Below are 949 nucleotides of genomic sequence, written 5' to 3' on the forward strand. Positions count from 1 at the left end.
ACCGGATTGCCCTCGTCGTCGCGCAGGATCGCCCAGAGGTCACCGTAGTCGCCGCCCTTGGACGTGCCGGGCTCGGCATTGCCGCGCCCGGGCTTGCCGTCACGTCCGGGGACACCGGCCCATGCCGGACGATCCGAGTCCTCCTCGGCATCCTCGCCCGCGGCGTCGCTACCGCGACGGCCTCGCATCACCTCGTCCTCCAGTGCCGAGCCACCGCCGTGGCCGCCACTGCCCTGCATGCCCTGACCACCCTGGCCACCCTGACCGCGCTGGCCACCGCCCTGGCCGCCACCACCGGCGCCCTTGCCGGCACCGTTGTGATCCTGCGCCACGGCGACACTCGTGGACGGCGCAACGATCGGCAGCGCCATCACAGACGCCGCGCCAATGGCCAGCGCGAGGCCGGTCCCGAAAAGTCCCTGTCTGATTTCCATGGTTGCGTCCTCTCTATCCCTTCCGGCAGGTGCCCCGATTCCAGGTACACCCTGCATTCCCAACAACAAGCCTGGCTGAAAATTCCGGATCACTATCACGCGTTGCCTGGCAATCCCTCCCCGACGCGCCCCGGCGACGGTCCGCCCTCAAGAGTGTGAATCCTGCTCCGGACGCTCCTCACCGCCCTCGTGGTCATCGTGGCCGTGCTCCATGCGCTCGTCCGGGTGCTCGCCGCCTGCAGCGTGGTCCTGGTCGCTGTCGTCGTGCTCCCCGCCCTCGTGCTCACCGCCCTCGCCGCCACCGCCGTCGCGGTGGCCACGGAAGACCTCGTCCTCGAGCAGGCTGCCATCGTGGCGCGGGTTGGCCGCAGAGTGACCGCCGCCCTGGTGGCCGACCCCGTCATAGCCGATACCGCGACCGGGACCGCTGTGGCCGTTGTGTCCGCCACTGTGGGCATCCTCGGCCACCGCCACGGCAACGGTTGCCAGGAGCACCGCGCCGGCGAGCACCATGA

At 70.4% G+C, this 949-nt stretch carries 1 protein-coding gene and 1 pseudogene; both read right to left on the reverse strand.

What is annotated here, in order from left to right; all coding sequences use genetic code 11:
- The coding region (locus tag G7A99_RS21410; RefSeq protein WP_205599985.1) for a hypothetical protein at positions 1 to 434 on the reverse strand (434 nt) is incomplete at its 3' end.
- A gap of 147 nt (positions 435 to 581) precedes the next feature.
- A pseudogene (locus tag G7A99_RS21415) lies at positions 582 to 949 on the reverse strand (hypothetical protein); the annotation flags it as partial.

Source organism: Arhodomonas sp. KWT (genome assembly GCF_010993615.1).